At 66.9% G+C, this 22617-nt stretch carries 25 protein-coding genes and 1 pseudogene; 18 read left to right on the top strand and 8 right to left on the bottom strand.

Going from position 1 to position 22617, the window contains the following annotated elements; all coding sequences use genetic code 11:
* Nucleotides 1-96: pseudogene (locus tag ACP696_RS14275) on the top strand (IS5/IS1182 family transposase); the annotation flags it as partial.
* A gap of 18 nt (nt 97-114) precedes the next feature.
* On the opposite strand, the gene ACP696_RS14270 reads toward ACP696_RS14275, so the two are convergent.
* Together ACP696_RS14270 and ACP696_RS14265 are read right to left on the bottom strand one after the other, a co-directional pair.
* Entirely contained in the window at nt 115-555 is a 441-nt protein-coding gene (locus tag ACP696_RS14270; RefSeq protein WP_426011258.1) for a DUF4345 family protein, read from the bottom strand.
* 103 nt (nt 556-658) lie between these two features.
* Entirely contained in the window at nt 659-1057 is a 399-nt protein-coding gene (locus ACP696_RS14265) for a protease inhibitor I42 family protein (protein WP_426043935.1), read from the bottom strand.
* Between the two features lie 208 nt (nt 1058-1265).
* On the opposite strand from ACP696_RS14265, the gene groES reads away from it, so the two are divergent.
* Together groES and groL are read left to right on the top strand one after the other, a co-directional pair.
* Complete coding sequence (gene groES / locus ACP696_RS14260) at nt 1266-1556, top strand: co-chaperone GroES (protein WP_007665932.1); 291 nt, start codon at nt 1266-1268, stop codon at nt 1554-1556.
* Nucleotides 1557-1616: 60 nt separating this feature from the next.
* Nucleotides 1617-3260, top strand: coding sequence for a chaperonin GroEL (gene groL / locus ACP696_RS14255; RefSeq protein WP_426009635.1), 1644 nt, complete (start codon nt 1617-1619; stop codon nt 3258-3260).
* 178 nt (nt 3261-3438) lie between these two features.
* Here groL and ACP696_RS14250 read toward each other — a convergent pair whose 3' ends face one another.
* A complete protein-coding gene (locus ACP696_RS14250; RefSeq protein ID WP_426009632.1) occupies nt 3439-3804 on the bottom strand; it encodes a hypothetical protein in 366 nt (121 codons plus the stop codon).
* A 528-nt stretch (nt 3805-4332) separates the two neighbouring features.
* On the opposite strand from ACP696_RS14250, the gene ACP696_RS14245 reads away from it, so the two are divergent.
* The 3 genes from ACP696_RS14245 (at nt 4333) to ACP696_RS14235 (ending at nt 6068) form a co-directional block, all read left to right on the top strand.
* Nucleotides 4333-4461, top strand: a complete 129-nt coding sequence (locus tag ACP696_RS14245) for a hypothetical protein (protein ID WP_426009630.1) — start codon at nt 4333-4335, stop codon at nt 4459-4461.
* A 51-nt stretch (nt 4462-4512) separates the two neighbouring features.
* Nucleotides 4513-4827 (top strand): hypothetical protein, encoded by a 315-nt coding sequence (locus ACP696_RS14240; protein ID WP_426009627.1) that lies wholly within the window; start codon nt 4513-4515, stop codon nt 4825-4827.
* Between the two features lie 74 nt (nt 4828-4901).
* On the top strand, nt 4902-6068 hold the full coding sequence (locus ACP696_RS14235; protein ID WP_426009625.1) for a DUF3089 domain-containing protein: 1167 nt from the start codon (nt 4902-4904) through the stop codon (nt 6066-6068).
* A gap of 57 nt (nt 6069-6125) precedes the next feature.
* Here the strand turns inward: ACP696_RS14235 and ACP696_RS14230 are convergent, their stop codons facing one another.
* The gene (locus ACP696_RS14230; RefSeq protein WP_426009623.1) at nt 6126-6302 is read right to left on the bottom strand and encodes a DUF1328 domain-containing protein; all 177 of its coding nucleotides are present in this window, start codon (nt 6300-6302) and stop codon (nt 6126-6128) included.
* A gap of 121 nt (nt 6303-6423) precedes the next feature.
* Between ACP696_RS14230 and cobT the strand changes: the two genes are divergently transcribed.
* From cobT to ACP696_RS14210, 4 genes are all read left to right on the top strand, one after another.
* Nucleotides 6424-8352, top strand: coding sequence for a cobaltochelatase subunit CobT (gene cobT / locus ACP696_RS14225; protein ID WP_426009621.1), 1929 nt, complete (start codon nt 6424-6426; stop codon nt 8350-8352).
* The gene (locus ACP696_RS14220; RefSeq protein ID WP_426009618.1) at nt 8349-9407 is read left to right on the top strand and encodes an esterase-like activity of phytase family protein; all 1059 of its coding nucleotides are present in this window, start codon (nt 8349-8351) and stop codon (nt 9405-9407) included. Before cobT ends, ACP696_RS14220 begins: the two co-directional genes overlap by 4 nt.
* 303 nt (nt 9408-9710) lie before the next feature.
* Nucleotides 9711-10007 carry a hypothetical protein gene (locus ACP696_RS14215; RefSeq protein WP_426009616.1) on the top strand — a complete coding sequence of 99 codons (297 nt, stop codon included), beginning with the start codon at nt 9711-9713 and terminating at the stop codon, nt 10005-10007.
* A gap of 338 nt (nt 10008-10345) precedes the next feature.
* The gene (locus tag ACP696_RS14210; RefSeq protein WP_426009614.1) at nt 10346-10636 is read left to right on the top strand and encodes a hypothetical protein; all 291 of its coding nucleotides are present in this window, start codon (nt 10346-10348) and stop codon (nt 10634-10636) included.
* Between the two features lie 506 nt (nt 10637-11142).
* Here the strand turns inward: ACP696_RS14210 and rpmB are convergent.
* On the bottom strand, nt 11143-11451 hold the full coding sequence (gene rpmB, locus ACP696_RS14205) for a 50S ribosomal protein L28 (protein WP_426009612.1): 309 nt from the start codon (nt 11449-11451) through the stop codon (nt 11143-11145).
* Nucleotides 11452-11672: 221 nt separating this feature from the next.
* Here rpmB and ACP696_RS14200 point away from each other — a divergent pair, with 221 nt between their 5' ends.
* Nucleotides 11673-12131, top strand: coding sequence for a DUF3617 domain-containing protein (locus tag ACP696_RS14200; protein WP_426009609.1), 459 nt, complete (start codon nt 11673-11675; stop codon nt 12129-12131).
* A 78-nt stretch (nt 12132-12209) separates the two neighbouring features.
* On the top strand, nt 12210-13271 hold the full coding sequence (locus tag ACP696_RS14195; protein WP_426009607.1) for an SDR family oxidoreductase: 1062 nt from the start codon (nt 12210-12212) through the stop codon (nt 13269-13271).
* Nucleotides 13272-13404: 133 nt separating this feature from the next.
* Here the strand turns inward: ACP696_RS14195 and ACP696_RS14190 are convergent, their stop codons facing one another.
* On the bottom strand, nt 13405-13662 hold the full coding sequence (locus ACP696_RS14190) for a hypothetical protein (protein WP_426009605.1): 258 nt from the start codon (nt 13660-13662) through the stop codon (nt 13405-13407).
* Between the two features lie 78 nt (nt 13663-13740).
* Between ACP696_RS14190 and ACP696_RS14185 the strand changes: the two genes are divergently transcribed.
* Both ACP696_RS14185 and ACP696_RS14180 read left to right on the top strand, forming a co-directional pair.
* Nucleotides 13741-15375 (top strand): amidohydrolase, encoded by a 1635-nt coding sequence (locus tag ACP696_RS14185; protein ID WP_426009603.1) that lies wholly within the window; start codon nt 13741-13743, stop codon nt 15373-15375.
* 82 nt (nt 15376-15457) lie between these two features.
* Nucleotides 15458-15781 carry a hypothetical protein gene (locus tag ACP696_RS14180; protein ID WP_426009600.1) on the top strand — a complete coding sequence of 108 codons (324 nt, stop codon included), beginning with the start codon at nt 15458-15460 and terminating at the stop codon, nt 15779-15781.
* Nucleotides 15782-15863: 82 nt separating this feature from the next.
* Here ACP696_RS14180 and ACP696_RS14175 read toward each other — a convergent pair whose 3' ends face one another.
* Nucleotides 15864-16493: a glutathione S-transferase family protein gene (locus tag ACP696_RS14175; protein ID WP_426009598.1), complete on the bottom strand. Its 630-nt coding sequence runs from the start codon at nt 16491-16493 to the stop codon at nt 15864-15866.
* Between the two features lie 98 nt (nt 16494-16591).
* Between ACP696_RS14175 and ACP696_RS14170 the strand changes: the two genes are divergently transcribed.
* The 4 genes from ACP696_RS14170 (at nt 16592) to ACP696_RS14155 (ending at nt 20100) form a co-directional block, all read left to right on the top strand.
* Entirely contained in the window at nt 16592-16918 is a 327-nt protein-coding gene (locus tag ACP696_RS14170) for an Lrp/AsnC family transcriptional regulator (protein WP_426011257.1), read from the top strand.
* Nucleotides 16822-17052 carry an Lrp/AsnC ligand binding domain-containing protein gene (locus tag ACP696_RS14165; protein ID WP_426043938.1) on the top strand — a complete coding sequence of 77 codons (231 nt, stop codon included), beginning with the start codon at nt 16822-16824 and terminating at the stop codon, nt 17050-17052. Before ACP696_RS14170 ends, ACP696_RS14165 begins: the two co-directional genes overlap by 97 nt.
* Nucleotides 17053-17269: 217 nt before the next feature.
* Entirely contained in the window at nt 17270-19816 is a 2547-nt protein-coding gene (locus ACP696_RS14160) for a helicase-related protein (RefSeq protein WP_426009596.1), read from the top strand.
* Nucleotides 19813-20100, top strand: coding sequence for an RNA-binding S4 domain-containing protein (locus ACP696_RS14155; protein ID WP_426009594.1), 288 nt, complete (start codon nt 19813-19815; stop codon nt 20098-20100). The genes ACP696_RS14160 and ACP696_RS14155 overlap by 4 nt, the downstream gene beginning before the upstream one ends.
* A gap of 221 nt (nt 20101-20321) precedes the next feature.
* Here the strand turns inward: ACP696_RS14155 and ACP696_RS14150 are convergent, their stop codons facing one another.
* Complete coding sequence (locus tag ACP696_RS14150) at nt 20322-22400, bottom strand: putative bifunctional diguanylate cyclase/phosphodiesterase (protein ID WP_426043934.1); 2079 nt, start codon at nt 22398-22400, stop codon at nt 20322-20324.
* Nucleotides 22401-22617 lie beyond the last annotated feature (217 nt).

The following is a 22617-nucleotide window of genomic DNA, read 5'->3' as shown; positions in this document are numbered from 1 at the left end:
AAGCAGTTCCGCCGCATCGCAACCCGGTACGACAAGCTTGCAACCACCTTCATGGGCTTCGTAACCCTCGCCGCCATCATGCTATGGCTCAAATAGCTAAATCGTCACTACGGCCTAGACCAGTTTCCCGCCCATGATCACCAGCCGCCCTGGATTGAAGAACGGCAGGCTCAGGGTCACGGCGATCATCACCTCGAAGGCCAGGCTGCCGAAATTGACGCGGGTGCGGGCCCGGTCGACCAGGGCCGAGACGGCCCGGCCGAGCGCGGCGCCGAACCAGGCCATGGCCAGGGCGAAGGCCATGGCCGCGCCGACGCTGGGCTGGTAGCCGAGGAAGAGCGCCGTCGTGGCGTGCGACAGGATCAGCAGGCCGCCGAACGCCCGGCCCTGGGTCAGGGCGTCGACCGACGGAGCCGCGCCCTCAGCCAGGTCGAGACTGGCCCATCCCGCCAAGCCTCGCGCGGCGCCAGGGCGGGTCAGGGTCAGCCCTCCCAGCACGCCGCCGATCACGCAGGCGATCACCGCCAGGACCAGCGAAAGACCGTAACTCGACATCATGACTCCAAGTCCGTCACGCGGGCGCCCGGCAGGCCGCCTCGCGGTTTGAACGCCGTCGAGCGCGCGAAGTCGCTGATCTCTAAGGCGATGTGATCGATCATCAGCGCACCTTGATGTGGAACACGACCTTGCGGTCGCTCGGGCTGTCTGGCCGCCACGGCTGCTTGAGGGTGAAGGCCAGGTCGGCCTTGCCCATGCCCACCGCCTGGTAGCGGTAGATCGTCTGGACCGGCGCGCCGGGCATCTTGGCGTCGGTGATCTGGCTGGAGCCGCCGCCGAGGATCAGGATCGGCGCCTCCTCATCCAGCCGCCAGGCGTAGCCCGTGCCGGAATTCAGCGGCAGGGCGATCTCCAGCCCCTGGCCGCGCGCCAGGGTGATCGCGCCCGCATCGGCGTCGGTGACCGTGCGTACGGGCGGCGGCGGGGCGCTGGCGCAACCGGCGACGAGGAGGGCGGTGGCCAGGGCCAGGGCCAGGGGGAGGGCGGGAAGCGTCTTCATGGCGTCTTTTTCTGTCCCTATGATCTTTCATCGAACCGGCTTTGGCGCGCTTTGCCCACAGCTAATCGGCGGCCCTCGTCCTTGACTTGCGCCACCCCCAGCCTTAACTCCTGCCCGGCGTTGGCACTCGGTGGGAGTGACTGCTAACAGCACCGCTCCCCGCCTGCCTTCGAACCGTAATTCTAACCGTCCCGACGGAGAAGACCCTATGAAGTTTCGTCCTCTTGGCGACCGCGTCCTCGTGAAGCGAGTCGAAGAAGAAACCAAAACCAAGGGCGGGATCATCATCCCCGACACCGCCAAGGAAAAGCCGCAAGAAGGCGAAGTCGTCGCCGTCGGCCCCGGCGCCCGCAATGACAAGGGCGACGTCGTCGCTCTCGACCTGAAGGCCGGCGACAAGATCCTGTTCGGCAAGTGGTCGGGCAGCGAAGTGAAGGTCGACGGTGAAGACCTGCTGATCATGAAGGAAAGCGACGTCCTGGGCGTGATCGAGGCCTAACGGCTTCTCCCGTTCGAACCGCTCTCCACTCCAGTTTCTCATTTAGAAGGGCTCATACACATGGCCGCTAAAGACGTTTATTTCTCCTCGGACGCTCGCGACAAGATGCTGCGCGGCGTCAACATCCTCGCCAATGCGGTGAAGGTGACCCTCGGCCCCAAGGGCCGCAATGTCGTGATCGAAAAGTCCTTCGGCGCCCCGCGCTCGACCAAGGACGGCGTCTCGGTCGCCAAGGAAATCGAACTGGCTGACCGCTTCGAGAACCTCGGCGCGCAGATGATCCGCGAAGTCGCTTCGAAGACCAATGACAAGGCCGGCGACGGCACCACCACCGCCACCGTCCTGGCCCAGGCCATCGTGCAGGAAGGCCTCAAGTCGGTCGCCGCCGGCATGAACCCGATGGACCTGAAGCGCGGCATCGACAAAGCCGTCGCCATCGTCGTCGCCGACATCAAGGCGTCGTCGAAGAAGGTCACCACCAACACCGAAATCGCTCAGGTCGGCACCATCTCGGCCAATGGCGACAAGGACGTCGGCGAGATGATCGCCAAGGCCATGGACAAGGTCGGCAACGAAGGCGTCATCACCGTCGAGGAAGCCAAGACCGCCGAGACCGAACTCGACGTCGTCGAGGGCATGCAGTTCGACCGCGGCTATCTGTCGCCCTACTTCATCACCAACGCCGACAAGATGGAAGTTCAGCTCGAAGAGCCGCTCATCCTGCTGTTCGAAAAGAAGCTCTCGTCGCTGCAGCCGCTGCTGCCGGTGCTGGAAGCCGTCGTCCAGTCGGGCCGTCCCTTGGTGATCATCGCCGAAGACGTCGAGGGCGAAGCCCTGGCCACCCTGGTGGTCAACAAGCTGCGGGGCGGCCTGCGCGTCGCCGCCGTCAAGGCCCCGGGCTTTGGTGATCGTCGCAAGGCGATGCTGGAAGACCTGGCCATCCTGACCGGCGCTCAAGTCGTGTCGGAAGACCTGGGCATCAAGCTCGAGAACGTGTCGCTCGACATGCTCGGCAAGGCCAAGAAGGTCACCATCACCAAGGACGACACCACCATCGTGGACGGCGTCGGCGAGAAGACCGCGATCGAAGCGCGCATCACCCAGATCAAGCGCCAGATCGAAGACACCACGTCGGACTACGACAAGGAAAAGCTGCAAGAACGTCTGGCCAAGCTGGCCGGCGGCGTTGCCGTGATCCGCGTCGGCGGCTCGACCGAAGTCGAGGTGAAGGAAAAGAAGGACCGCGTCGACGACGCCCTCAACGCCACCCGCGCGGCCGTTGAAGAAGGCATCGTCCCCGGCGGCGGCGTCGCCCTGCTGAAGGCCTCCAAGGCCCTGGCCGGCCTGACCGGCGAAAACGCCGACCAGACCGCCGGCATCGCGATCATCCGTCGCGCCCTGCAGGCCCCGATCCGCCAGATCGCCGAAAACGCCGGCGTCGAAGGCTCGATCGTGGTCGGCAAGGTTCTGGAAAGCGACTCGCCGACCTTCGGCTTCAACGCCCAGACCGAAATGTATGTCGACCTGATCGTGGACGGCGTCATCGACCCGGCCAAGGTTGTCCGCACCGCTCTGCAGGACGCCGCCTCGGTGGCCGGCCTGCTGATCACCACGGAAGCCGCGATCGTCGAGTCACCCAAGAAGGGCGGCGCCGGCGGCGCTCCCGGCGGCGGCATGGGCGGCATGGGCGACATGGACTTCTAGTCCCCGCGCTCAGCTGCTTGCTGAATGTTAAGGAATGGGGCGGGGCCGAAAGGTCCCGCCCTTTTTCTTTGGGGGGTGATGGTGGGGTGATGGTCGCGGATAGGCCGCGTGTCCTTCGGGTAATCCGACCCTCGCTTTCTAGCTTCTGACTCATTGCGGCCGCTAGGAACGGAGCCAATTATCTTGGGAGAAGCGTACCCTTACGGACCTGTTTCTCACAGTCCCAAGCAAGCATTCCGTTGTCGGTAGACCATTGCGCACTGAGCACTTGGCCATTGGCAACGACCGCCGACACCCAAACATCTCGCCGCTCAACCTTTTTGTTAAGCGTATCGACCAAACCACAAGTGTAATAGCCGTCACGCCCAGCAACCAGTTGATATGGCCATTTGAACGTCACAGAGTTCGGGTCTTTCATTTTGCTCGCGAGCGCCGCGTCGGCCATCGCGCTAAATTCCTCCAAATTCGGCTGAGGGCCAATGCTGCCCGACGCGGGTGAAGTAGCGACCAATAAAATAATCGCTGCGGACGCAATCATCGACACGGTCCCTCCTTTTTGTCGGGTTGTAAATATCAGACTCGGACACAGCTTAAGCTGCATCGCGCGTGGCGTAACTAGCATCTACGACCGCAAACCACGCTTCTCCGTGGTTCCAAACGTCCGCTCCCCGGCGAACGCCCGCATCCGCCCCGGATGCGGCCACGCCTTAAAGCCTTGGTGGATCGGAGCTCTGGCGTCTGGCCGAGTCAAGGACGACGCGCTCGCGTCGCCGCGCCGCGGCGGCCCTTCGGGCCGTCCTTGACTCGGCCAGACGCCAGAGCAAGCTCGCCATCAAGGTTTCAAGGCGCGGCCTCGCCGTTGCGGGCGGGTCGGGAAGGGGCTGGGCGTGATAACATTTAACACCGTCATTCCCGCCACAAGGGCGGGAATGACGGTGGAAATAAAAAGGGCGGGCTGCGTCGGAGCCATCTGTTAACAAATGATCACGACGTCGTTAACACGTGCAGCCAAATCGCGGCGAAGCCCGTTGCTAATTCCGTGAACGCACAATGCGTTCGTGGAGAGCTGGCCATGGCGCGACACGAAATACAGGGCTTCCGCGACCGCCGCCGGCCGCGCATGGCCTTCGTGGCGCTCGGCGTCGGCGTCTGGGTGCTGCTGGGCCTGGTCAGCCAGGCGGCGTTCCAGGTTCTGGGCTGATACTTAACGCGCCGCCGTGACGGCGCGAGGAAACCTGCTACATCGGCGCTCATGTTCCGCCAGCGCCCCGACTCCGATCTGCTCGTCGAAGGCTGGGTTGTCGCCGTGATGGTCGAGATCGTCGGCGAGCGCCTGCCGGTCCGGCACTATTTCGCGGTGGGCAAGGCCGATCGCGCCCAGGCCGAGTGGGCCGCCGTGGACTTGGCCATGCAGGCCGGCCCCGTGGCCTCCAGCCCCTCCGGTGGCCGCGAACCGGTCGAGGCCTTGCGCGAGATCGTGGCCTTCAAGATGCGCGAGCTGGGCCTGAAGGCCGGCGAGGCGCGGGCGCTTGGGGACAAGTTCCCACGGCGGTGGTTGCCGGCTTAACGCGTCGCCGCCTCTTCCCTTTCACCGCATCCCAAGCCATCCTCCGCTCCAAACAAGCGTTGGAGGGGGTTGAGATGTCACGCAAGCTTTGGACGGCCTTGGGCCTGATCGCGGGCCTGGGCCTGGGCACGGCGGCCTGCGCCCAGCCGGCGCCCGCTGCGCCGGCGACGCCGAACGACTACACGAAGGAGGACGCCTGGCTGTGCCGGCCCGGCCGCCAGGACGCCTGCGCCGCCGATCAGACGGCCACGGTCATCCAGGCCGATGGCAAGACCAGCGTCGAGACCTTCAACGCTGATCCCAACGCGCCGATCGACTGTTTCTACGTCTATCCGACGGTGTCCAGCGACCCGGGCGGCAACAGCGACATGACGCCGGACCTGCCGGAAAAGGCCGTGGCCGACCAGCAGTTCGCGCGCTTTGGCCAGGTCTGCAAACTCTACGCCCCCAACTACCGCCAGGTGACCATCGCCGCCTTGCGCCGCGTGATGATGGGCCAGGCTTCGACCGGCGACAGCGCCCTGGCCTATAACGACGTCCGCGACGCCTGGAACGACTACCTCGCCCGCGACAACCACGGTCGGGGCGTGGTGCTGATCGGCCATTCCCAGGGTTCGCGCATCCTGCTGTCGCTGATCGCCAAGGAAATTGACGGCAAGCCAGTGCAGAAGCGACTCGTTTCGGCCCTGATCCTGGGCATGAACACGCCCGTGGATCCGGCCAAGGACAGCTATGGCTCGCTGCCGCTGTGCCGCAAGGCCGGCCAGATCGGCTGCCTGATCTCCTATGTGTCGTTCCGCGCCGACAGCCCGCCGCCGGCCGGCAGCAAGTTCTTTGGCAAGGTCGCCGAACCCGGCATGAAGGCCGCCTGCGTCAATCCCGCAGCCCTGGCGGGAGGCTCGGCCGATCTGAAGAGCTATTTCAGCGACCGCACGATCATGGGCACGGCCATGCGCCCGGCCACCGCCTGGGCCAAGGGCCTTGATGCGAAGACGCCCTATGTGGAACTGCCGGGCCTGGTCTCGGCGCAGTGCGTCAGCCAGGGGGGCTTCGACTATCTGGCGGTGACTGTGCATCCGGACAAGGCCGACCCTCGGGCCGACAACATTCCCGGCGACCTGCTGGTGTTGGGCCAGCCGTTGAAGGACTGGGGCCTGCACCTGGTGGACGTCAACCTGACCATGGGCAATCTGGTCGAGGTGGTCGGGGCGCAGGCCAAGGTCTATTCTGCGGTGAAGTAGCGACCGCTGGGCGCGATTGGGGACAGGCGCATGCGCCTGTCCCCAATCGTAGCCTGGCTATTTCGAGACGGTCTTGAACACCGTCACGCCCAGTACGGCGAAGATGATGAAGCCGATCAGGAACAGGAAGAACAGGATCTTGGCGATGCCGGCGGCCGCGCCGGCGATGCCGGTGAAGCCCAGGGCGCCGGCGATCAGGGCGATGACCGCCAGGATGATGGCCCACTTCAACATGGTCGTTTCCTCAAGCGCTGGCCCGCCCATCGCGAGCTTGGATCACGCAAACGCGGCTTTGGCGCTCATGTTCCCTTTTGGCCGTCTTGTGTTCGCCGCGTTCGCTCGGTAACCCATTCCCATGGCCTCCAAGCCCGAAAGCCCGACCGAACCGTTCAAGCGCGCCCTGGCCCACGCCGCGCGCTCGCTCTCCCAGACGCCCGACCTCGAGGTGGTGTTCTCCGGCGAGGGTCCCAGCCTGGTCGGCAACCGGGCGGTGCTGCCTCATCCGCCGCGCGACCTGAATCCCAAGGAGGCCAGCCGCATCCGCGGCCTGGCCGACCAGATGGCCTTGCGCCTGGCCCACCATGACGCCGTCGCCCACGCCCGCGCCCGCCCCAGCTCGCCTGACGGCCAGGCGGCCTTCGAGGCCATCGAGCAGGCGCGGCTGGAAGCGATCGGCAGCAACGCCCTGGGCGGGGTCCGCCTCAACCTGACCGCCGCGCTGGAGGCTCGCCTCGAAAAGCAGGGCCTGACCCGCGCCGTCGCCACCGACCGCCAGTCGGCGCCCATGGCCGAGATCCTGTCGCTGCTGGTCCGCGAGCGCCTGACCGGCGACGCCCCGCCCGATGGCGCCAAGGCCCTGGTCGACATCCTGCGCGCCAATATCGAGAACCGGGCAGGCAAGGACCTGGACCGCCTGGCCGCCGCCATCGACGACCAGGCCGCTTTCGCCCGCGTCACCCGCGAGATCCTCCGCGATCTCGATCTCGGCGAGGAGATGTCCGACGTCAGCGAGAGCCCGGACGAGGACGCCGGCGACGAGGACCAGAACACCGAGACCTCCGAGAACGACCAGGGCGAAGGCGAGGGCGAGCAGTCCGACGGCGCCGCGCCCGAGGAGACCGAGAGCTCCGACCGCGAGAGCGAGGCCGGCGAGGAGGAGATGGTCCAGTCCGAACAGGACGGCGAGGCCGAGGACACCGAGGAAGCGCCCGAGATGGGCGACGGCGCCAAGCCGTCGCGGCCTGACACGGGTCAAGGCGGGGCTTTCGAGCCGCCCTACAAGGTGTTCACTACGCAATATGACGAGGTCGTGCCGGCCGAGGAGCTGTGCGACGCCGACGAGCTGACACGCCTTAGGGCCTATCTGGACCAGCAGCTGGCGGCCTTTTCCAGCGTGGTCTCTCGTCTGGCCAACAAGCTGCAGCGCCGGCTGCTGGCCCAGCAGAACCGCTCCTGGACCTTCGACCTGGAGGAGGGGATGCTCGACGTCTCCCGCCTCACCCGGGTGATCATCGATCCCACCGCCCCGCTGTCGTTCAAGCAGGAGACGGATGTCGAGTTTCGCGACACCGTCGTCACCCTGCTGATCGACAACAGCGGCTCGATGCGCGGCCGGCCGATCATGGTGGCGGCGGTCTGCGCCGATATCTTGGCCCGCACCTTGGAGCGCTGCGCGGTCAAGGTTGAGGTGCTGGGCTTCACCACCCGCGCCTGGAAGGGCGGCACGGCGCGCGACGAGTGGATCAAGGCGGGCAAGCCGCCGGCGCCCGGCCGCCTCAACGACCTTCGCCACATCATCTACAAGAGCGCCGACGCCCCCTGGCGCCGGGCCCGCAAGAATCTCGGCCTGATGATGCGCGAGGGCCTGCTGAAGGAAAACATCGACGGCGAAGCCCTGATGTGGGCCCACCAGCGGCTGATCGGCCGCTCGGAGGCGCGCCGCATCCTGATGGTGATCTCGGATGGCGCGCCGGTGGACGACAGCACCCTCAGCGTCAATTCGGGCCACTATCTGGAGCGCCACCTGCGCCAGGTGATCGCCGAGATCGAGACCAAGAGCCCGATCGAGCTGATCGCCGTCGGCATCGGCCATGACGTCACCCGCTACTATCGCCGCGCCGTGACCATCGTCGATGTGGAGCAACTGGGCGGAGCGCTGGTCGATCAGCTGGCCGACCTGTTCGACGAGGAGCCCAAGGCCGTGAAGCGGGCCCGGGGCCTGCTGGCCGCCCCGCCCACCGTCCAGCCGTCCGCGCCCAAGCCGGCCCGCAAGGTTCCGGTGTGATCGGGCTTCGGGCGCTTTTGGTGCTGGGCTTCGTCGCCGTGCTGGCCGGTCAGTGCGCCAAGGCCCCACCGCAGCCCGCCATCCTGCCGGTCGCGCCGGTCAAGGCGGGGGCGGGGATCAGCCTGGTCACCACGCCCGTGCCGCTCAGCTCGGCCAAGCCACCGCCGGTCTCGATTGGCCGCTTCGTCTATGCCGGCGGGATCGACATCACCAGCCCCGACACCACGCGCCTGCACGGCCTGTCGGACCTGAAGATCGGCGCCAATGGCGCGCTGCTGGCGATCAGCGACGACGGCGACCTGTTCGAGGCGCGGCTGAAGCTGGACGAGGCGGGACGCTTGGTCGGCCTGACCGACGGCAAGCTGTCGGGACTCAAGGGCCTCGACGGCCAGCCCCTGCCGAGCAAGGACTGGGCCGACGCCGAGGGGCTGGCGGTGCTGACCAATGGCGACTGGCTGGTCAGCTTCGAGCGCAATCACCGCGTCTGGCTCTATCCGGCCCTGCCGAACGGGGGCCTTGGCCTGCCGCGCGCGGTCAACAAGCCGGCCACGACCTTCCCTGACAACGAGGGCATGGAAGCCCTGACCGCCTATCCGATCGCCGGCCCCGACGCCTATCTGGTGGGCGGCGAGGAGGGCGAGGTGTGGCTGTGCAAGGTCTCGGCGCCCTGTGTGGGCCTGGCCCCGCAATCGCCGCCAGACTTCACCTGGGGCCTGACCGGTTTCGCATCCTTCGACGGCCAGGCGATCGCCGCCCTCTACCGCAGTTTCGACCCGGTGCGCGGCTGGCGGGGCCAGGTGCGTTTCGTGGTCGATCCGCGCGCCCCGTCTGCCAAGCAGGTGGTCGCCGCCAACCTGACCCTGGACAGGGCGACGACGCGCGACAACTTCGAGGGGGTGGCCCTGGCCAAGACGCCGTCCGGGGCGACGCGGGTCTATCTGCTGTCGGACGACAACGACTTCTCGCTGGAGCGCACCCTGCTGCTGGCCTTCGACTGGACCCCGCCACCGCCGGCCCCGCCGGCGCCGGCGGTGGTGAAGAAGCGGCGGCGCTAGAGCATCGCGCGGAAAAGTGGCTACCGGTTTTCCGCAAAAGCGATGCGAAAACAAAAGCCTAGAGCAAGCCGTGCGATTCCTACATCGCGCAACTTGCTCTAGGCGCTGCAGTTCTGGACGGGGACAGCCACATGTGGCTGTCCCCAATCCAATCCTGGTTTCCTTTGAAACTCGATATTTTACTTGACTGACAACGTTGTCATGTTACCGCTATCTCCGAGGTTTGAGCGGGCGAGATTCCAACGGCCTCAGAGGAACGCGTCGGGAGGTGGTTGAACCCCAACCCCCTTCGGATTTGAAATCATGAAATCGATGTTTGTCCTGGCCGCCTCGGCCATGGTTCTGATGACCACCACCTCGGCCTTCGCCGCCGAGCAACATGTCAAGGTCCGCGGTCGCACCGACGCCGCCATCCATGCCGACATCGTGGCCGCCGCCAATTCGGTCTGCCGCGAAGAACTGGGGATCCACGCCGGCGACCTGATGATCTTCTGCGTGCAGGACGTCACCTATGACGCCATCAAGCGGGTCGGCAGCCCCGCCCTGACCGCCTATTCCAAGGCCCAGCGCCGCACCTTGTTGGTCAAGGCGAGCTACTAGAGCATTTTTCGAGCGAAGTGGTTCCGGTTCGCGTGAAGAAAAGTGCGTCAAAACAAAAGATTAGAGCTCACGGCCTGACGCAGTCAGGTCGGGAAATGCTCTAAGGTCTCTCTTCCGGCGCGCTCTCGCGACGTTTCGGCGGCGCGGGAGCGACTCCTGCCAGCACATTTCATGTCAACGGGAATTTATCCTGCACTGCAACATAACCATTGATAAGTAACCACCGGAAAGCTATAAATTTTGAAGAGCGACAGAGCGGGCGAGATCCTGGACCAGTCGCTGGGGGAAACGGATCGGGATGGGGTTGAAATTCAACCGCTGACCAGGAAATTCGTCCCATGATCCGCTCCTTCGTCCTGGCCGCTTCGGCCATCGCCCTGTTCGCCGCTGCGCCCGCCGGCGCCGCCGAAATCCGCATCAAGACCGCTGGCAAAGTCCCGGCCGAGCTGCGCGCCGAGATCGTCAAGGCCGCCTCGACCGTCTGCTGGCAGTCCGTGCGCGGCGAGTCGCTGGCCACCTACCTGTACCCGTCGTGCGTGCGCGCCTCGGTCAATGACGCGGTCGGCAAGATGAACAACCCGGAACTGGTCGCCTACAACGCCGCCAACCCGGCCGTCTATTCGCGCTAAGGCCCATTCTCTACGGCCTGTAGAGGGGGCGGCGTACCGGCCCTCTCCGCCTGATCGTCGAATGCAGAAAGCCCTTCCCGGAAACGGGGAGGGCTTTTCGTGGGCGCTGGGAGGCGATAGATCAGAACGGGTGTGGTCGGCGGTTTTGGAGCTCGACCCGAGCGATTTCCCCATTGAAGCCCATCACGACTTGGACCTCGCACACGATCCGCCCAGGTCCTTCCGGAAGGATCTCAAGCCGATAGGATTTCCAGCTCGAGTTTTGTTGCGGAAACCTGACGAGTTGACCCGTTGGTGGCCGGCGGCGAGGCGACGAGGCGGGGAGGGCGCGGAGCGCGGCGGGGGAGGCTTGCAAGGCCCTGGCGAGGGCGAGCGCAAACATGAGTCAAACTAGACCCTACAACCGCCGTCTACGACAGTTGAGCGGGACACCAGGCTCCAGACGCGAAAAGGCCCGCGAGGCGAACCACGCGGGCCTTTTCTTCAGCCGCGAGGCCGAGAATGTCTTAGGCGGCGACGGCGGTCAGGGCGGCGGCCTTGGCCTTGGCCTTGACCTGGGTCTTGATCTTCAGGGCGCGCGGCGACAGCTGCTCGTCCTTCGCGCCCAGCAGGAACACGTCCAGGCCACCGCGGAAGTCCAGGGTGCGCAGGGCGGCGTTGCTGATCCGCAGCTTGAAGGTCTGGCCCAGCGAGTCGGACTGCAGGGAGGCGGGCGACAGGGCCGGCAGGAAGCGGCGCTTGGTCTTGATGTTCGAGTGGCTCACATTGTGGCCGACCATCGGACCGATCCCGGTGAGTTCGCAACGGCGCGACATGGCGGATACCTTGGGCTTGGGCGAAGCCAAAAGGCTCCGCAACATGAATTCGGGCGCGCCGTGGACGGACCACCGCGCGAGAGCGGGCGATATAGGCGAAGGGGCCTTCCCGAGTCAAGCCGCCCGAACCGATCCAAGCTGCGAACACCGCCCAAAGATCGCCTTCAAACGTGGTTCATCTGCGCCCCTATATATAGACGGCGTTGATGGAGACCGACCGCATGCGCTTGCTGGCCCCGTTCGTGAAGATTTCCGGCCTTGCCGTCGCCGCTCTGACCTTAGGGGGCGTGGTCGCCTTGGCCGCGCCGCAGAACGCCTCCCATGCGGGAGCCAAGACCACGATCCTCACCGGACAGTGGGAATACAACACGCGCATTGGCCCGATTCCCGTCGGTTCCGATCAGCACTGCCTCAAGCCGTCCGATGTCGAGAACTTCAATCGCGGCATCTGCCTGAAGCGCTACACCTGCAATTACGACACGCGGGTGGTCCAGGATGGCCGGATCGAACTGAAGGGCGCCTGGACCGACAAGAAGGGCCGTGTGGCCCCGGTCACCGCCAAAGGCTCCTACACCCCCGAGAGCTTCCGCCTGAACGTCAACGGCAAGACCGTCAACGGCATCCCGATGACCGCCACCCTCAACGCCAAGCGGCTCAGCGCCACCTGCACGGCCGGCTAGGCGTTTTGGTGTCGCCGCGAGGCTAGAAGGCCTCGAGCGCGTTGAGTGTTGGCGTCGCAGTCACACCGGGAGAAGATCATGAGCCACAGCGCTTTGGTAGTGGGCGCGACAGGGATTGTCGGCCAGGCCACGGTCGAGGTCCTGACGGGGGCCGGATGGCCGGTGTCGGCGCTGTCGCGTAACCCCAAGGCCGCGCCCGGCGTCACGGCAATGGCCGCCGACCTGCATGACCCGGCGGCCCTGGCCGAGGCCTTGAAGGACGCCAGACCCAGCCACGTCTTCATCACCACATGGTCACGCCAGGACAGCGAGGCGGAGAACATCCGTGTCAACGCCGCCATGGTCCGCAACCTGCTCGACGCCTTACGTCCCGGTGGTTCGGTGCGGCACGTGGCCCTGGTCACCGGCCTCAAACACTATCTTGGCCCGTTCGAGGCCTATGGGCAGGGCGTGCTGCCCCAGACCCCCTTCCGCGAGGAGCAGGGCCGGCTGGACGTGGCCAATTTCTACTATGCCCAGGAGGACGAGGTGTTCGCAGCAGCCGCGCGCGACGGTTTCGCCTGGAGCGTCCATCGGCCCCACACCGTGATCGGCCACGCGGTCGGCAACGCCATGAACATGGGCCAGACCTTGGCGGTTTATGCCAGCCTGTGCCGCGAGACCGGCCGGCCCTTTCGCTTCCCGGGTTCGGCCGCTCAATGGCACGGCCTCACCGACATGACCGATGCGGGGCAACTGGCGCGTCACCTGCTGTGGGCCTCGACGACGCCGGCCGCCGCCAACCAGGCCTTCAATGTGGTCAATGGTGACGTCTTTCGATGGAGCTGGATGTGGGGACGGATCGCCGACTGGTTCGGCCTTGAGCCCGCGCCGTTCGACGGGGAAGTGATGCCGCTGGAGGTTCAGATGGCGGCTGACGCCCCACTATGGCGGGACGTCGCCCTGCGCGACGGCCTGGCCGAGCCCGACCTGGATCGCCTGGCTTCGCCCTGGCACACCGACGCCGACCTAGGTCGCCCCATCGAGGTCATCGCCGATATGTCCAAGAGCCGCCGCCTGGGCTTCACCGCCTACCAACAGACCGACGAGGCCTTCTTCGCGCTGTTCGAGCGGCTCCGCGCGGACAGGTTCATTCCATAGGACTGTTTGTGGTTAATGCAGCTTAAGCTACAATGGGTAGTAGGGAACAAACACTGAATCCGGCCAAGTCGCTGATTCGGTCATGATTCGTTTCGCTCATGTTCGGCGAATGGTGAAGCGGCGTTAACCCGTCCTAACGACGCCACGGCGCCACCGAGAAGGCCATGTCGAACAGTGTCGGAGCGCTGCTGACGCGCGCCCGCTCGATCGTCCGCTGCACGGCTGGCGGCGGGGGCGAGGCCTCGACGGCGTCCGGATAGCGGCGGCGCAGACGGGTCCAGTTTACGCCGGGCGCGGCCTCCGGAAGTTGCGCGCCGATAAGGCCCCGATCGTTCCAGGTCAGGCCGCACAGCCCGATCGGCGTTTCGAAGAGGGTGAAGCCCTGTTCCATGCGTCAAACATAGCATCGCTGTTGCGCGGATCGAGCGGCGCCCTACGATTTCCGCTTCTTGCTATTCCGGAGATCGCCGTGCGCCGCATCCTCACCCTCGCCGCCCTGTTGGCGACCTCCAGTCTCGGCCAGGCGCTCGCCGGCGACATGCTGATCCATGGCGGTCCGATCCACACCGGCGTCGCGGCGACGCCCAGCGCCGAGGCGGTGTTGATCCGCGGCGACCGCATCCTGTTCGTCGGCGACCTGGCCGCCGCCAAGGCCAAGGCCGCCAAGGGCGCGCGCGACATCGACCTGAAGGGGGCCGCCGCCTTTCCCGGCTTCGTGGACGCCCACGCCCACCTGACCGGCGTCGGCCTGCGTGAGCTGACCCTTAATCTCGACCGGACCGACTCGGTCGAGAGCCTGGTCTCCGCAGTGAAAGCCTATGCCGCCGCCCATCCCGACGGCCCGATCTTCGGCCGGGGTTGGATCGAGACCCACTGGCCCGAGAAGCGTTTCCCCAGCCGCGTTGATCTCGACCGCGCCGCGCCCGGCCGCGTCGTGGTGCTGGAGCGGGCCGACGGCCACGCCGTGGTCGCCAGCAGCGCCGCCCTGGCCAAGGCCGGCGTGACGAGGGACACCGCCGCGCCGACGGGCGGCCAGATCCTCAAGGGCGACGACGGCGCGCCCAGCGGCATGCTGATCGACCACGCCCAGAGCCTGGTCGAGGGGGTGATCCCGCCGCCGTCCGACGCCCTCAAGCGCCTGGCCCTGGAAAAGGCCGGCGCCCTCTACGCCTCGCGCGGCTGGACGGGCCTGGGAAACATGAGCGTCGCGGGACCCGACCTGACGATCCTGCGGTCCCTGGCCGCCGAGCGGAAGTTCAGCCTGCGGGTCGACAACTACATGGACCCCAGCGGCGCCGCCGAGGTGCTGGCCAAGGGTCCGACAAGCGACCCCACCGGCCTGATCCGGGTGCGGGGGATCAAGCTGTACATGGACGGCGCCCTGGGCTCGCGTGGCGCGGCCCTGTTGGCGCCCTATAGCGACGCCGAGGGGCTGGGCCTGCAACTGACCCCCTACGACAAGGGTCTGGCGCTGATGAAGGCCGCCAAGGCGGTGAAGGCCCAGGTCGCCATGCACGCCATCGGCGATCGCGGCAACCGCATGGCCCTGGACTGGTTCGGCGAGGCGCTGTCCGGCGACACAACGGCCCGCTGGCGGATCGAGCACGCCCAGATCGTCGCCGACGAGGACGTGCCGCGCTTCGCGAAGATGGGCGTCATCGCCTCGATGCAGCCCAGCCACGCGATCGGCGACCTCTATTTCGCGCCGGCCCGCCTCGGCAAGGACCGCTTGCACGAGGGCTATCGCTGGAAGGACTTCCTGGACAGCGGCACGATCGTCGCCGCCGGCTCGGACGCCCCGGTCGAGGTCGGCGACCCGCGCATCGAGTTCTACGCCGCCGTCTATCGCCACAGCCTGGACGGCTTCGCCAATGCCGACTGGCATCTGGACGAGGCGGTCAGCCGCGACCAGGCCCTGCGCATGCTGACCTGGGCCCCGGCCTACGCCGCCTTCGCCGAAAAGGACCGCGGCACACTGGAGGCCGGCAAGAAGGCTGACGTGACGGTGTTTTCCAAGGACCTGATGACCGTCGAGCCGGCGCAGATCCTGAAGGCGCAGACGGTGCTGACCGTGGTGGACGGCAAGCTGGTGTTCGAGAAGTAGGAGCGGCTGTCCTCCCCCTGTCCAGGGGGCGCCGCCACGGGCGCGGTCTCGGTAGGGTTGGTTATCTCAATAGGAACGACCCATGGAAAAGCCAGCCTATTCGCTCGTCGTCGGCTTCTCGTCGGCCGAGTTGCTCGAACGCTTCCAAGCCTACGCTGCCGAGTTCTGGAGCGATTTGGACGCCGAGGAACCCGAGCGCCATCGCGACTGCTACGACTCCGGCGACACCCTGATGGACAGCAGTTCGGAAGCCCGAATGGTTAAGACCGACCATTTCGGCAACGAGTACTGGGAAGTAACCATCACCGAGATCTGGGGCCGCACGGTCATCTGTCCGCCGCAGGCGCCTGTGGATAAGCGCTGGACCCGCCGTTACAAGGGCGACAGCTATTGGACGGCGCCCTGACCAAGGGCCGGCCGCACGAGGGCTGTCGCTGGAAGGACTTCCTCGGCAGCGGCGCGGTGTTCGCCGCCCCCTATGCGTTACCTCATTTCGTCAAGCCGTCCACGGTCTGGCCCTCATAGGCCGTCGCCGACATGGACGGCCGCCGCGTAAAGCCGTCCAGCCAGTCCGCCAGCCTTGGCCGGCCGCTGCGGAAGTCGGGCAGGGCGCGGAAGGCCAGCCAGTCCAGGGCGGTGGCGACCGCGATACGGCCCAGGTCCGGCGGGCCGGTCAGGTCGCTCTCGCGCTCCAGGACATCATAGGCGGCCAGCAGCTTGGCGGCCTGGCCCTCGGCCAGGGGCGGGTAGCGCAGGGCGGCGAGCCGGCGCTCAGTCTCCCAGCGCAGGGCGATCCCGGCGTCGCACAGGCCCTGGGCCAAGGCTTGCAGCCGCAGGACCTTCCAGCGTTCGGAGCCCTCGGCGGGGATCAACGCCGGACCGCCGTGCAGGCCGTCCAGATACTCGCAGATCACGCTGGAATCGAACAAGGCCAGGCCGTCGTCGGTGATCAGCACCGGCGCCTTGCCCAGCGGGTTGGCGGCGAACACCATGTCATTGCGCTGGGTCGGACTGGTCTCGTGGTGGCTCACCTCCACGCGGCCAGCCAGCCCCATCTCGTGGGCCGCGACCAGCACCTTGCGGGCGTAGGGCGAGTGAGTCTGGTAGAGCAGCTTCATGATCCGCCTTCGACGTAGACTGGGTCGCGAAGCAATATTGCTTGACGCGCGAAAAAAGGGGCTTGGGTTCGCGCCTTTGAACGCAAGTTTGTTTCGTTATGACCCTCGAAAGCTTCGATCTCGCGATCCTCGGCCTCCTGCAACGCGACAACACCACGTCGCAGCGGGTGATCGGCGAGGCGATGAACCTGTCCGCCCCGGCCGTCCAACAGCGGATCAAGAAGCCGGAGGCGGCCGGCGTCATCGCCGCCCATGTCGCGGTCATCGATCCGGCCAAGGTCGGCCTGCCATCACCCTGCTGGTCGAGGTCCACGTCGAAAGCGAGCGCATCGACCTGCTGGACGCGGTCAAGGCCCGGCTGGCGGCTGGACCAGAGGTGCAGCAGTGCTACTACGTCACAGGCGAGGCCGATTTCATGCTGGTGATCATCGTGCAGACCATGGCCGATTACGAGGCCCTGACCCGGCGCCTGTTCTTCGACGCAGGCAATGTGAAGCGGTTCCGGACCCTGGTGGTGATGGACCGCGTCAAGGTGGGACTGGGCGTGCCGCTCCTCTAGGTCCTCCCCCTATGGGCCCCCTATGGGCCCCTTTTGGGGGAGGTGTCGGCGAACCCGACGGAGGGGGAGTATCTGACCGCGACCCTGTTCAGGACTTGCCATCCCACCACTCCCCCCCACCGGCCTTCGGCCGCCTCCCCCAAAGGGGTCCAAAGGGGGAGGATTTAAGGCCACACCCCCGCTTGCTTCCCCCCGATTCCCATCCCACCTTGAATCCATGAGCGACCGTTCCGCCGGATTGGCCCCTTCCAAGCTGACGGCCGTGCTGGGCCCGACCAACACCGGCAAGACCCACCTGGCCGTGGAGCGGATGCTCGGCCATGCCTCGGGGATGATCGGCCTGCCGCTGCGGCTGCTGGCCCGCGAGATCTACGACCGGATCGTCAAGCTGCGCGGCAAGGCCTCGGTGGCCCTGATCACCGGCGAGGAAAAGATCGTCCCGCCGCGCGCCGCCTATTTCGTCTGCACCGTCGAGGCCATGCCCCTGACCCGCGAGGTCGAGTTCCTGGCCATCGACGAGATCCAGCTGTGCGCCGATCCCGAGCGCGGCCATATCTTCACCCACCGGCTGCTGCACGCCCGGGGCAAGTACGAGACCATGCTGCTGGGGGCAGGGACCATGGCCCCGCTGATCCGCCGGCTGCTGCCCGACGCCGAGATCGTCAGCCGCGAACGCTTTTCGAACCTGACCTATGCCGGCTCCAAGAAGCTGACCCGCCTGCCGCGCCGCTCGGCGGTGGTGGCCTTCTCCACCGACGCCGTCTACGCCATCGCCGAGCTGATCCGCCGCCAGCGCGGCGGGGCGGCGGTGGTGATGGGCTCCTTGAGCCCCCGCACTCGCAACGCCCAGGTCGCGCTCTACCAGTCTGGCGAGGTCGATTTTCTGGTGGCCACCGACGCCATCGGCATGGGGCTGAACATGGACGTAGACCATGTGGCCTTCGCCGGCCTGCGCAAGTTCGACGGCACGCGCACCCGCTGGCTGCACCCTCAAGAGGTGGCTCAGATCGCCGGCCGGGCAGGGCGCCATACCCGCGACGGCACGTTCGGGGTGACCGGCGACTGCGAGGAGATGGACGAGGACCTGGTCGAGAGCGTCGTCAATCACCAGTTCGAGCCGGTGATGGGGGCCGAGTGGCGAAATGCTCGGCTGGACTTCGGCAACCTGCCCAGCCTGTTGCGGTCGCTGGCCGAGCCGCCGCACCGCAACGGCCTGTCGCTGTCGGCCGAGGCCCTGGACGAGCGCACGCTGCGCAAGCTGGCCCAGCAGGAGGACGTGGTCGCCCGCTGCAAGGCCGACCGCTCGGCTTTGCTGCGGCTGTGGGACGTGTGCCAGACGCCGGATTTCCGCAAGACCACCGACGACGATCACCAGCGCATGGTCCGCACCCTGTTCGACGACCTGACCACCGGCCGCAAGCGTCTGCCGGAAGACTGGATCGCCGGCCAGTTCAAGGCCTTGGACCGAAACGACGGCGAGATCGACAGCCTGGCCGCCCGCCTCTCGGGGGTCCGCACCCTGAGCTACATCGCCAACCGTGGCGACTGGCTGCACAATCCGCAGCACTGGCAGGGCGTGACGCGGCAGCTGGAGGACCGGCTGTCCGACACCTTGCACGAGAAGCTGATGGCCCGGTTCATCGACCGGCGCACCAGCGTCCTGATGCGCTCGCTGGGCGATCGCGAGACCATGCTGGCCGGGGTCGGCGCCGATGGGGCGGTGACCGTCGAGGGCCATGTGGTCGGGCGACTGACCGGCGTGACGTTCGTCCAGGAAAAGGGCGGCAGCGCGCTCGAGGAAAAGGCGCTGCGCAACACGGCTCAGCGCGCCGTGACGCCGGAGATCGCCCGGCGCCTGGGCAAGCTGGCCAGCGAGCCGGACGAGGCCTTCACCCTGACGCCCGACGGCGCGGTGTTGTGGAACGGCGAGGCGGCCGGGGCGGTGCGCGGTGGAGGCCCGCTGTTGTCCCCCCGCGCGAGACTGCTGGGCGAGCTGGGCGAGGCCTCGGCCCGCGAACGCGCCGAGCGGCGACTGGACGCTTTCCTGGCCGTCGAGATCGACCGCAAGCTGCCGGGCCTGCGCAAGCTGCAACGGGCCCTGTCGGGCGGCGCGCTTCGTGGCCTGCCGCGCGGTCTGGCCCATCGGCTGCTGGAGGCGGGCGGCGTGCTCGACAAGCAAGCCGTCGAGACCGACCTGAAAGCCTTGAGCCAGGCCGAGCGCCGGACCTTGAAGGCGTTGGGCGCGCGGATCGGGGCGTTCAGCCTGTTCCTGCCCTCGGTGCTGCGTCCCGAGGCCGCCGCCTGCGCGCGCGCCCTGACGCCGGGCGTGTGGCAAGGGCAGAGCGAGCGGCTGGCCCTGGCGCCGTCCCCGACGCCGGACGCCCGCGCCCTGGCCGCCAACGGTCTGAGGCTGGTGGGCAAGTTCGTGGTCCCCGTCGAGATGCTGGAGCGGCTCGACGCCCTGCTGCGCGAGGGCCAGAAGCCCGGCGGCGTGGTGCTGACCGACACGGCCCGCGATACCCTGGGCTGGGCGCCCGCCGAGGCCGCCGCCGTGCTGCGGTTCCTGGACTACACGCCCGCCCTGCGCCCCAAGGACGGCGACCCGATCCTGTGGAAACGGCGCGGCGCCGTGCGGCGACCCGAGCCCACGGTTGCGGCTCGTCCGGACTCGCCCTTCGCCGCCCTGGCCAAGCTCACGGAGCCGCCGCCGCGCCGCAAGAAGCCGCGCCGTCGCACGCCCGCCCCGAAAGCCGTCGCCTCGTGATCGAGGAAGACGCCGGCTGCTGCCGCGCCGACCTCTGGCTGTGGCACGCCCGGTTCTTCAAGACCCGCTCGATGGCCGGCCGCTTCGTCGAGGAAGGCCGCATCCGCCTGACGCGGGCCGGCGCGGAGAGCCGCATAGACAAGCCCTCGCGGGGCTTGCGGGTCGGCGACGTGCTGGTGTTCGCGATCGGTGGCCGGCTGATCAACATCCGCGTCATCGGCTTCGGCGAACGACGCGGACCGACGACCGAGGCGCGGGCGCTGTATGAAGTGGTGGAAGGATAGAGATCCTCACCCGGTGGGGGGAGTTTTAGGGTCGGTCGTGGGATGGGCTGGCGGCTAGAGCATTTTTCGAGCGAAGTGGCTCCGGTTCGCGTGAAGAAAAATGCGTCAAAACAGAAAATTAGAGCTCATGGCCTGACGCAGTCAGGTCGGGAAATGCTCTAGTCACCCCCCTCCGTCGGCTCCGCCGACACCTCCCCCACGGGCCCCCACGGGGGGAGGATTTACGTCCCAAACCGCTCCAGATAGCCCGGCGCCATCTCCGCCGGCATCGGCCGCGAGAAGTGGTAGCCCTGGATCTGGTCGCAGCCGTAGCCGGCCAAGGCGTCCAGTTGGGCCTGATCCTCGACGCCCTCGGCGACCACCTTCATGCCCATGCTGGAGCCCAGGGTGATCACCGCCTTGACGATCGCGGCGTCCTCGATGTTCTGGACGAAGGACTTGTCGATCTTCAGCCGATCGATCGGGAAGTGGCGCAGGTTGGCCAGACTGGCGTAGCCGGTGCCGAAATCGTCGAGCGCGATCATCACGCCGGCCTTGTGCAGGGCGCGAACGGTGTCGGCGACCATCTCCGCGCCCCAGCCCATATAGACGTTCTCGGTCACCTCGATGGTCAGGCGACTGCAGGGCACGTTCCAGCGGGCCAGGCGCTCCTGCACCTCCTCGGCCAGCCGGCCGGAGCGGAACTGGGCGGCCGAGATATTGACCGCCACCCGGCCAAATTCGACGCCTTGGTCCATCCAGTCGCGCATCTGCTTCAGCGCGCTTTCAAACGCCAGGTCGCCCAGCTTCAGCGACAGGTCCTGGTCCTCGAAGGCGGCCATGAAGCGGTCGGGCGTGAGAATGCCTTGCTCGGGATGGTCCCAACGCATCAGGGCCTCAAAGCCGGCCACGCTGTTGGAGGCGAGGTCGATCACCGGTTGGTAATAGAGCACGAACTCCTTGGCGGTGATCGCCGCGCGCACGTCGCGCAACAGCTCGATCCGCTGTTCGAGCGACGAGCGCATGGCCGGGGTGAAGACCACGCTGCGGTTGCGGCCCTCGTCCTTGGCCCGGTAGAGCGCGATGTCGGCGTTCTTGATCATGTGGCTGGGGTCGGCGTCGAGGTCGCCGTGCAGGGCCGCCCCGATGCTGGCGCTGACCGAGAAGCTGCGGCCCGCGTGCTCGATGGGCCGACGCAGCAGTTCCTGCAGGGCCGCCACCGGCCGCATCATGTCGGCCTCGGAATGCAGGCCGCGCAGGATCACCGCGAACTCGTCGCCGCCCAACCGGGCCACGGTGTCGCCGGCCCGGAAGGCCGCGTGCAGCATTTCTGACAATCGCTTGAGCAGGGCGTCGCCGGCGTCGTGGCCGAGGGTGTCGTTGATGTCCTTGAAGTGATCGACGTCGATCATGATCAGGCCGAACAACTCGCCCACCAGCTCCGAGGCGTCGACGGCCTCCTGGAACTTACGCTGGAAATACGCTCTATTCGGCAGGCCGGTCAGCGGGTCCTTGAAGGCCAGGGTCTCGACCGCCTCGGTCGCGCGGCGGCGGTCGGTGATGTCCTTGAACAGATTGACCAGTCGCTCGGGCTTGCCGTCGGCGCCGAGGAACTTCTTCCCCACCGACCGGACCCAGGTCTCGACCCCGTCGTCGCGATTGAGGCGGAACTCGAAGACCTGCGCCTCGCCGTCCTTGCGATTGCGCACCAACTCGGCGACCCGCTCGAGGTCATCGGGGTGAACGATCTCCAGGGGGTCGATCTTGAAGGTGCACCACCTCTCCAGCTCGGGAGAGGTGTTGGAGCAATAGACCTCGCCGGTCTTCAGGTCGTATTCGCGGACCATCAGGTCGTCCAGCTCCAGCGCCATCTTCAGGCGTTGCTGATCGCGTTCGGCCTTGAGGGCAGTTGCGGCGAAGCCGCTGACGTCGCGCGCTGTGATCACTACAGCCTGGGTGCGACCGCCCTCCAGCCGGGTGGCGGCGAATTCGGTACGCCAGATGCGCGGTTCGCCGCCGTTCACCGCGATGGAGCGATAGCGCGAGAACGGCTCGCCGAACGCCACGCAGCGCTCCAGGCTCCCGACATCCTCGGGGCTGAGCAGGGCGCGGCGGAAGTCGTCACCGATGCCCATGTCCTGCGGCGTCAGGGCGTGGTCTGTCCAGCCGGCGCTGACGGCGGTCAGGCGAAAGGCGTCATCGAGCAGCGCCGCGGCGAAGGGCGCGTGGCGGACGAAGGTCTCGAAGGCCTCCATCTGGAAGCCGGGGCTTTGGTCGCCGCGTCCGGCCGAAACCGGATGGCGAACCGCTATGCTCGTCATGTGTCGGGTTCCCGACTTATTGTTTATTTTCCTCTGCTTGGTTGTGACAGAGCTTCGATAATAAAGGGTAACGTAACAGCGATATGCGGCGATCCATCGCGCTCGAAAGGCTCGGGTATGAGATTTCCTCGCCTCGCCAGCAGCCAAGCCGCATTGACAAGCGCCCCCGCGACTTCGAAAACGCGGCCTCCGCGCCCAAGCCGCCCAAGCCGCCCAA

Origin of the sequence: Caulobacter sp. DWR3-1-2 (assembly GCF_049896225.1) — a bacterium.
In the GTDB taxonomy this organism is placed as follows: Bacteria; Pseudomonadota; Alphaproteobacteria; order Caulobacterales; family Caulobacteraceae; genus Caulobacter.
This window is presented reverse-complemented; position numbering and strand designations above follow the sequence as displayed.

Coding starts and splice junctions, on each gene's coding strand:
- ACP696_RS14230 (WP_426009623.1), bottom strand. CDS start 6,302: ATGTTGAAGTGGGCCATCATCCTGGCGGTCATCGCCCTGATCGCCGGC.
- groES (WP_007665932.1), top strand. CDS start 1,266: ATGAAGTTTCGTCCTCTTGGCGACCGCGTCCTCGTGAAGCGAGTCGAA.
- ACP696_RS14180 (WP_426009600.1), top strand. CDS start 15,458: ATGGAAAAGCCAGCCTATTCGCTCGTCGTCGGCTTCTCGTCGGCCGAG.
- ACP696_RS14170 (WP_426011257.1), top strand. CDS start 16,592: ATGACCCTCGAAAGCTTCGATCTCGCGATCCTCGGCCTCCTGCAACGC.
- ACP696_RS14195 (WP_426009607.1), top strand. CDS start 12,210: ATGAGCCACAGCGCTTTGGTAGTGGGCGCGACAGGGATTGTCGGCCAG.
- rpmB (WP_426009612.1), bottom strand. CDS start 11,451: ATGTCGCGCCGTTGCGAACTCACCGGGATCGGTCCGATGGTCGGCCAC.
- ACP696_RS14240 (WP_426009627.1), top strand. CDS start 4,513: ATGTTCCGCCAGCGCCCCGACTCCGATCTGCTCGTCGAAGGCTGGGTT.
- ACP696_RS14235 (WP_426009625.1), top strand. CDS start 4,902: ATGTCACGCAAGCTTTGGACGGCCTTGGGCCTGATCGCGGGCCTGGGC.
- ACP696_RS14190 (WP_426009605.1), bottom strand. CDS start 13,662: ATGGAACAGGGCTTCACCCTCTTCGAAACGCCGATCGGGCTGTGCGGC.
- ACP696_RS14270 (WP_426011258.1), bottom strand. CDS start 555: ATGTCGAGTTACGGTCTTTCGCTGGTCCTGGCGGTGATCGCCTGCGTG.
- ACP696_RS14175 (WP_426009598.1), bottom strand. CDS start 16,493: ATGAAGCTGCTCTACCAGACTCACTCGCCCTACGCCCGCAAGGTGCTG.
- cobT (WP_426009621.1), top strand. CDS start 6,424: ATGGCCTCCAAGCCCGAAAGCCCGACCGAACCGTTCAAGCGCGCCCTG.
- ACP696_RS14210 (WP_426009614.1), top strand. CDS start 10,346: ATGATCCGCTCCTTCGTCCTGGCCGCTTCGGCCATCGCCCTGTTCGCC.
- ACP696_RS14215 (WP_426009616.1), top strand. CDS start 9,711: ATGAAATCGATGTTTGTCCTGGCCGCCTCGGCCATGGTTCTGATGACC.
- ACP696_RS14160 (WP_426009596.1), top strand. CDS start 17,270: ATGAGCGACCGTTCCGCCGGATTGGCCCCTTCCAAGCTGACGGCCGTG.
- ACP696_RS14245 (WP_426009630.1), top strand. CDS start 4,333: ATGGCGCGACACGAAATACAGGGCTTCCGCGACCGCCGCCGGCCGCGC.
- ACP696_RS14150 (WP_426043934.1), bottom strand. CDS start 22,400: ATGACGAGCATAGCGGTTCGCCATCCGGTTTCGGCCGGACGCGGCGAC.
- ACP696_RS14265 (WP_426043935.1), bottom strand. CDS start 1,057: ATGAAGACGCTTCCCGCCCTCCCCCTGGCCCTGGCCCTGGCCACCGCC.
- ACP696_RS14200 (WP_426009609.1), top strand. CDS start 11,673: ATGCGCTTGCTGGCCCCGTTCGTGAAGATTTCCGGCCTTGCCGTCGCC.
- groL (WP_426009635.1), top strand. CDS start 1,617: ATGGCCGCTAAAGACGTTTATTTCTCCTCGGACGCTCGCGACAAGATG.